Below are 7,443 nucleotides of genomic sequence, written 5' to 3'. Positions count from 1 at the left end.
ATTTTATGTGTTAAACTACAAAAATTTAACTCATATTTTTACGCGATAAATTTAATATTATACGTAACTTGCCTTCTATATACCACGAGCGATCGCCAGAGCAGATACGGTTGGTTATTTTCAAGATGATAAGCCGGCTCGAATATGTAATTCCAGCATTGTGAGAGCGGAGCGTTGCGCTAAACGTCCACCCGCACGAACGCCCAGTGCATAAAATCCCGCTTTGGCTCGTATTTGCCGCTGTTAAAATACTCCGCCAGGCGTGCTTCCTCCGCTTCGTTTAGCTCGCCGCCTAGCATCCAGCGCGTCTTTTGCACAAACTCCTCCGCGCTTTTCGCTCTGCCGCCGTGACACCAGGCTTTGATATAGATGAGGCTCGGCAGATAGCCCATTTGAAATAGGATGTTTAAAAGATAGACGAAGTCGGGCTTTTGCTCCACTTCGCGCCCTATCGCATCCAAAATTTCATCATCCACGAAGCTGCCGCCCACCTTAAACGTGATGTAAAGCGATTTTTTAGTCTTTGAAAGAAGCTTTTTAAGCGCGGCTTTTAGATCGTCCACCTCAAGGCAGCGCGAGGCGAAAACGACGTCGCACGCGGGCACGTCAGACCAGTCGTCCTCGAAGGCTTTTTGCGCAAATTTAGCGTTTTTTGCGCCATAAATTTGAGCATTCTCGCGGGCAAATTCCAGCATCTTTGGCGAAAAATCGTAGCCGTAAATTTGATCCACCTTTTCCGCCGCCAGCACGCTTAGCGCGCCTGCGCCGCATGCGAAATCAAGCAGCGTGGAAGCACCCGAAAAATCTACGCGTGATAGAAAGTCCCGCGCATAGGCGCTTTTCATCACGCCTTCGTTGAAGCTCGGAGCCTTTTTGTCCCAATGCTCGGCCAGTTTTTTGCTTTTTGCGTCTTATAAAGCGCGTCAAAGTCGATCTCATCGTAGTTTGAAGCTAAAATCATAATTATCCTTTCTAAAATTTAGCGAGCAGATCGCACCGATTTTTCATTAAATTTTAACGTAAATTTATGCGCCGCCCCAAACCCGCCTGAAATTTCAAACCGCCCGGCGAAAAGTACTAAGGTAAGCCTACCTCTGCGTATTTTATATGCTCGAAATTCTTTAAATTTTCACCGAATGACCGTAGCTAAATTTTAAAAAACCTCTTCATAAATCAAAATTTTTACTCTACGCTCGCGCTTGTTCGCTCCGCCTTTAAATCGCCGCTTTGGACTTATTGCAAAGTCTCCAATCTAGCCGCTATCACCTTTTGCATTGCTTGATTTTTCTTGTTTTTGGCTAAAATTTGTAGCCTCCTTTTGCCGATGCGTTTGTCGGCAGTCTTTAGAATATTCACAAGCCCCCACTCATCGGCCTCGAAGTGCTTTGCAAACAGCTCATCTTTGGGCGTGTCGATATATTCGCGGATAAGCTCGCCGATGTCGCTTATGTCGTTACCATATGGATAAATTTTCGTTAAAGCGCCCCCTGCTAGGCTTTTTACGCCGCCGCTTTTTAGCACGAAATCCTTCGGGTAATCAAAAATAATCTCGCCCGCAAGCGTGATAAAATATCGCGGCAAATCCGTGCTGCCGCGCCTGCTTTGCATCCTATAAACCGTGCAGTGGAGCTTAAAATCAATGCTTTCATCCACGAGCTCGTAAAGCCGTTTTGCAAGCTTGCTCCAACGTTTCATTTTGCCCCCTTTTATCTATTTATCGCCTCTTGCGGTTTCGCGCGTAGCTTTTGCCGCCCTTTGCGGCGATCGCGCTCAAAAACTCCGCACCTTTTCTATATTTTTTCAAATCTGCTTTTTAAAATTCTGCCGCGCTAAACGGCTTCCCAAAATCTCGGCTCCGTCTTGATCGCGCCTCGGTTTTTCTCGCGTAAAATTTGCAAAAATTCTTTAAAGCTCGGCTCAAAAATCGAAGCGGCGGGCACAAATTTATACTCTCGCTCGGGCTTGTCCGCGCTGCTGCGTTCAAGTTCGCTCGCGCCGCCTGCGAAGCAGATCCGCCAAATCCTAGCGTGATTTATCCGTATCTTTGTAACTTCAAGCTCTAAAATTTGCTCAAATTTATACTTCGCCGCGAGCTTTTGTCCGTCAAAAACGTAGATGAAATCCTGATCGAACCAAAGGCTCTCACGCGAAATGAAAAACCTCTCCAGCCAAAACAGAAACGGCCGCACGGAAAGCCTTTTTACCGCGTCTGCTTCGCTTATCCCATCTATCGCGGCAAGCCGGCGCGAGCTAAGCTTGCGAGGATTGCGCCGAAGGAGCGTCCAAATAATCCCGCCTATGAGCAAAACGCTAAAAATTACGATTAAAATTTGAATTAAAGCTTCAGCCATTTAAAATTCTAAGTCCTTTTACAAATGCGAATTTCGCCTCCGTATCGCTCCAAAACGAACTTCTGCTAAAATCCGTCTCCGCGCCGTTTGCAAGCTCCTCATAAAGCTTATAAAATCGCCCTTTGTAGGTGCAATCGCTTAGGCAGACGTTGAAAAACGCCTCCGCCGCGTCCTTGCCGCCGAAATAAAAGATAAAGTAGATCGGGTACAGATCGAAGGCGCTTAGATTTTTGTTAAATTTAGCCCCATGCCGCATCATAAACTCCACCGCCTTTTGCTTATCCTCAAAAAGCTCAAAAATAGGCAGCGCGCAGTCCTTAATAGCCGCGCTAATCTCGCGAACGCTAGGCTCGAAGCTGGCGCCCGCGAGCTGCCAGTCGCGGAATTGCTTGCGCGGCGTGAGATAGCTCAGATACGATACGAAAACAAGGTCGGTCGAGTAGGACAGCTCCTCTTGCATAAGCTTTTTTAGGCGTTTGCAGTAGATCGCGATCTGCGGCAGGATGCTTACGCTGCCGGCGTAGTTGCGCATGCTGGAGCTAAAATAAATTTCAAACGAAATATCTTTGTTGCTTGCGAGCTTCGTTAGTTTTTGCCCCTTTTGCGTGGGCTTGAAGTACGCAAAATTTGCCGCGATCTCGGCGCAGCCGTTTAAAAATATCTCTCGCGGACTCATTTTGCTTCTTTGTCTGTACCAAATTTTTTGAACACAGTTCACGCTCCGGGGCGACTTATTTCCTAGATGAAGTTAGTCGCCTGCTGCTTTCTTATGAATAAATGACAAACGAGTCAAATTCTATTGAGGCTGCACGGCGTAGGCTTGTCTGCGCAACTCTCACTGCCATACTAGCACTCTTCGTCATAATAAATTTTATAAAATTTACCTTTTTTATCTGCGCCTTGCTCGATATTTTGGCGGTTACCATCGATGACTATTTGTATTTTTTTATCTAAATGAATCACGCGCTTATATAAACGTTGTTGTTTTTTACGAGCGGCTTCGGAAATCGTAAATTTATCGTCGATGAGAGTGTCGCTTTGTTCTTCGTATTCTTTTTTATAATGATGAAATTTTTTGATCAAATTTGGCTCAGCCATAACCTCATTATCAAAATCATCAATATTAAACAAATCATTGACTTTAAAGAATTGTATCGATTTATTTAACAATTCGATTTGATCCGCCTTTGAAATTTCAATGTCTTTGGGTAATTTTTCAGTTATAAATTTCTTTGTGAAAGACATAAAATTTTGAGTATTGGCATACCCGTCTTTTCGTTTACGCACATGTAAAAAATCATTTATCCAATACTGAGCTTCGGTGCCTCTGCCCGCATTATCCACGACAGTTACCACATAGCCGCTTTCTTGCTCTTTATTAAATATTAAGCAGCCTTTATCAAGCTTTTTAATATTGATTCCCTTTTCGCTTTGTAAGTTAAAATTACCGTTTTCCTGTAAAACTTTTAAAAATGTGTCTTTATTTTCAGATTTAAATAAACCTACTGCATCGAGTGTTTCGCCGTCTAAAATACAGTCCTTGAAATAGACAGTATAAAACTCGCCGCACTTGATTTTAGGGTGAGTGCTTTGTTCGTAGAGGTGCTTGGCTAAATTTATGGACTGTTTGTAAAGCAGGTCTTTATTTTTAAAAATTTTTGATACATATGAATACACTTCGTTTAGGCTCAAATCGCTTTCATGGTGAAAGCGGTAATAATCTTCGGAAGTAAAGGGGGTGAGGAAATAATCTATTAAAGTCTCTCGTATATGATTTATTCCATCCAAATAAGAATTAGATAAATTTATCTCCTCACCCCTGAGTTTGTTGCCTACCTTATGCAAGACACATTCATATATTTTAATTTCAAATGCTGAAAGCATTTCTATATCCTACCAAATTGCTCAAATTTTTCTTTTTTCAACTTGTTAAACTCTATTTTTAGTTCAGATTCTAATTCATTAATGTTTGAAACTTTATCTTTGGATTTATTATCAATATACAGTGTTGATTTAATATTAAAAATACCATCACGCAGCGGCTTGTTTACCAGAGCACCCGAGAAGTTCATAATAACAAAATAATTCCCAGAAACTCCTCTTATGTTATATTTATAGTTAATTGCTAATTCTTCGCTTAGAATGATCTCTTTTAAAGCATCATCTTGTAATTCTTTTATTGAATCTAAATATCTGCCTTTTAGTTGAGCAATACACTCTTTCCCTTTTTTATCAGCATATTCATCAGGTAGATTTGCCGATTCATCAAACATATATTTAAATGATTTAGCCTCAAATTTTCTAAAAATATTAGAGGAATCAATATTTGTGAAACTCAATAAAAAATTAGTTCGTTCTTTGTTGGTAAACTCGGAGAATTTTATCTCAATACATCTTTCTTCAATTTCATTGGCCTTAATCAGCTGTTCTGAAAACTGTTTGACTACTCTTTCAGCCGCAACTCTTGCTATTTTCGAATTATATTCCTTTGTGAACTCTATTTTGTTGTCGTTTTTCTTAATGGTTACTATCGCTATACTTCTTGCAATACTTACAAGAGCTTGTTTGTTGGGATTCTTTTGTTCTAAATGCATTTTAAAAATGTGGCCATCAGAATCGTTTTTAGGCTCTATATATTCCAAAGAAACAATATCGGCCTTCAATCCATTTTGTAGTTCGTCTTGATTAATGTTTTTATTCGCAAGTAGCTGACTTAGTTTCTTGCTTGCGTCAACTAAGTTATATTGTGCAGAACTGGATTCTTGCGTCTTTTTATCCACATTTACAAACTCAACTAATGATTCGATGTCAAGCGAACTAAAAAGCATGCTCGTCATCAATTGAATTATTCTTGTTTTGCTAGCTGTTCTGAAATAAATACCTTTATTTTGCAAAAAGATTTTTAAGTCCTCTGCCTTTACTGCATCAGAATTTAAAAAGGGTTTTAAAGAATCTCCATAAGGTAAGTAATCTATAAGATGAGGCTCAATTCTTAATTGCTTTTTCTTATTTGTTATCTCATCAAAATCTTCATCTTTTATGTTTGTATTCATATTCAACGGTACAATTTGTAAATCGGAACAATTACATAAATTTAGCTTTTCTATATAAATTCTATTTGTCAAATCATTATTATTGTAGCTACGAATAACCTCGCTAGCTTCATTGTTATATTGAATGTTATCGTAATCTGTAAAGTAGATTTTATATTCATTTGCTAAACCGCTCGTCAGCCGTATGAGTAGCCATATCACCTTTTTCAGTCTATCTTTACTATAAGGATCCGAACAAAAGAGTAGGACGCTAATTTTGTTATTGTCTTCTTTTATAATAGGCAATATCGAAGAATTAATATATTGAGGAGGCATATAAGTATTTCTTTTGCCTATTTTATTGATTTGAGAATTGTCGTCTGTAATGGGGTATAAAAATTTTGTAGTCAAACCATCCCTGTATTTTCTTGCAGTAATTATAGAACTAATTAAAAAATCCGCTTTTTTATTGTCAATCGCATAGTAAATAATATTGTCGCCCAAATATCCTCTTTTGTAAGCATTGTTCAATCTTGCGATTGTTTGATTTTGCTCTGACTCTTTGAGAGATAAAAGAAATTGAACGCAATACTCAATAGAATTATTTGGTTTGATTTTATTGTTTTCAATTAGACTTTTTCTTACAGTATTAACGCAATGCGTATTATATTTTATAATATTTGAATAGTCAGAAAGATATTGGGCATCTATATTTGCATTGATATAAACAATGTCATTTAAGTCATCTTTAAGTGGAGAATTATAATTTCCCCAAAAATCTATCTTAAATTGTTGATCTTTTCCTAATTTCTCATCATAATATGTAACTGATTCATTTATACTCAATGATTTCCAACCTATCAAATTTAAAATATGTTCTATTATTGCAGAGTCACCGTATTCTTTATTATCTAGCGCGTCTGGAAGCAATACTGAATATAAACTTTTTTCTAAATGCCTTTCGATTGCCCGCAAGGAATCAAGTAGATTATTTTCAAATTCAGATCGTTTAATAGTTTTCCCTATTACGGAGTCTTGCAATACTTGTGTGTTTAATGCTCGCACAAATAATTTTCCCAATTTAGGACTAATAATATTCTTTCCTTTCTTTTCAAAAAAGGAATTTATTTTAGCTAAAATTATTGCTTCAAAATCATTTATTTCTAGGACTTTATTTATAACTACAACTTTATCGATAATGCCATCTTTAAGTTTTTGCAATTTAGAGTCAATATGACCAACTAAAATTAGCTCGTATTTATCAGCATCGGGGCTTTTGGCGGTTAATTCATTCGCCCATTTGTTTGCAGAAGAAAAAGAAAATGGATTTTGTGAAGATTTGACTTGAACAACTTTTTTATTTCCTTCTTTATAGGTCCATAGAATATCGACTTTCTCGGATTCATCATTAGGCTCAACACAAACCGTTTCCCAGTCTGCTTTAAAAGAATCCAATATCGCGACAAGAGACTGAAAAAGATAGCCTTTTATTGCATATTGCCCGTTCATTTTTTGTTTCCTCTTGTATCATTTTTTATCTTTAATTTTACACTAAAATTTATAAATTTATTAAATAGTTACGAAAATGCCCTCCTCTTTTTTTTTGAATTTATATCAAAATAACCTACAACCTATCCTCGTATCTTTCGTAGTTTATGCCGTAAATTTTATCGATATTTTCGGCATTTATGAGCTGCTCGCTGCGCCCGAAAGCTAAAATTTCGCCGTCTTTTATAAACAGCGTCAAATTTGAAACAAACTTCGCGTGGCGCGGGTAGTGTGTCGTCTGCACGAAGGTATAGCCCTCGTCGCCTAGAGCTTTTATCATCTCGAGCAGCTTGATCTGATTGCCAAAATCCAGCCCATTTGTCGGCTCGTCCATAAAGATCACTTTCGCGCCCTGAACCAGCGTGCGCACGATATACGCCAGCTGCCGCTACTTAAAATTCGCCTTTTAAGATTCTGTCTTTATGCGGATTGTGCTTAGAATTTTATATCGTCGCGTTTTTTGAAATTTGCATCGCTGCAAATAAAATTTTATCTAGGTTTAAAATTTGATG

The 7,443-nt window shown here is 38.3% G+C and carries 7 protein-coding genes; all 7 read right to left on the bottom strand.

Going from position 1 to position 7,443, the window contains the following annotated elements:
* Nucleotides 1–179: 179 nt before the first annotated feature.
* Complete coding sequence (locus Q0174_RS03365; protein WP_298041684.1) at nucleotides 180–845, bottom strand: class I SAM-dependent methyltransferase; 666 nt, start codon at nucleotides 843–845, stop codon at nucleotides 180–182.
* 388 nt (nucleotides 846–1,233) lie between these two features.
* Nucleotides 1,234–1,695: a hypothetical protein gene (locus Q0174_RS03360; protein ID WP_298041683.1), complete on the bottom strand. Its 462-nt coding sequence runs from the start codon at nucleotides 1,693–1,695 to the stop codon at nucleotides 1,234–1,236.
* Nucleotides 1,696–1,829: 134 nt separating this feature from the next.
* Complete coding sequence (locus tag Q0174_RS03355) at nucleotides 1,830–2,351, bottom strand: hypothetical protein (protein WP_298041682.1); 522 nt, start codon at nucleotides 2,349–2,351, stop codon at nucleotides 1,830–1,832.
* Nucleotides 2,344–3,027, bottom strand: a complete 684-nt coding sequence (locus Q0174_RS03350; protein ID WP_298041681.1) for a hypothetical protein — start codon at nucleotides 3,025–3,027, stop codon at nucleotides 2,344–2,346. The genes Q0174_RS03355 and Q0174_RS03350 overlap by 8 nt, the downstream gene beginning before the upstream one ends.
* A gap of 170 nt (nucleotides 3,028–3,197) precedes the next feature.
* Nucleotides 3,198–4,235, bottom strand: coding sequence for a nucleoid-associated protein (locus Q0174_RS03345; protein WP_298041680.1), 1,038 nt, complete (start codon nucleotides 4,233–4,235; stop codon nucleotides 3,198–3,200).
* A 2-nt stretch (nucleotides 4,236–4,237) separates the two neighbouring features.
* Nucleotides 4,238–6,892, bottom strand: a complete 2,655-nt coding sequence (locus tag Q0174_RS03340) for a hypothetical protein (protein ID WP_298041679.1) — start codon at nucleotides 6,890–6,892, stop codon at nucleotides 4,238–4,240.
* A gap of 115 nt (nucleotides 6,893–7,007) precedes the next feature.
* Entirely contained in the window at nucleotides 7,008–7,301 is a 294-nt protein-coding gene (locus Q0174_RS03335; RefSeq protein ID WP_298041678.1) for an ABC transporter ATP-binding protein, read from the bottom strand.
* Nucleotides 7,302–7,443: the final 142 nt, after the last annotated feature.

Source organism: uncultured Campylobacter sp., assembly GCF_937996225.1.
Lineage (GTDB): Bacteria > Campylobacterota > Campylobacteria > Campylobacterales > Campylobacteraceae > Campylobacter_B.
This window is presented reverse-complemented; position numbering and strand designations above follow the sequence as displayed.

What these genes read in the sequence shown, in the direction of transcription:
- Q0174_RS03365 (WP_298041684.1), bottom strand. Translation starts at nt 845, where the DNA reads ATGAAAAGCGCCTATGCGCGGGACTTTCTATCACGCGTAGATTTTTCG.
- Q0174_RS03360 (WP_298041683.1), bottom strand. Translation starts at nt 1,695, where the DNA reads ATGAAACGTTGGAGCAAGCTTGCAAAACGGCTTTACGAGCTCGTGGAT.
- Q0174_RS03355 (WP_298041682.1), bottom strand. Translation starts at nt 2,351, where the DNA reads ATGGCTGAAGCTTTAATTCAAATTTTAATCGTAATTTTTAGCGTTTTG.
- Q0174_RS03350 (WP_298041681.1), bottom strand. Translation starts at nt 3,027, where the DNA reads ATGAGTCCGCGAGAGATATTTTTAAACGGCTGCGCCGAGATCGCGGCA.
- Q0174_RS03345 (WP_298041680.1), bottom strand. Translation starts at nt 4,235, where the DNA reads ATGCTTTCAGCATTTGAAATTAAAATATATGAATGTGTCTTGCATAAG.
- Q0174_RS03340 (WP_298041679.1), bottom strand. Translation starts at nt 6,892, where the DNA reads ATGAACGGGCAATATGCAATAAAAGGCTATCTTTTTCAGTCTCTTGTC.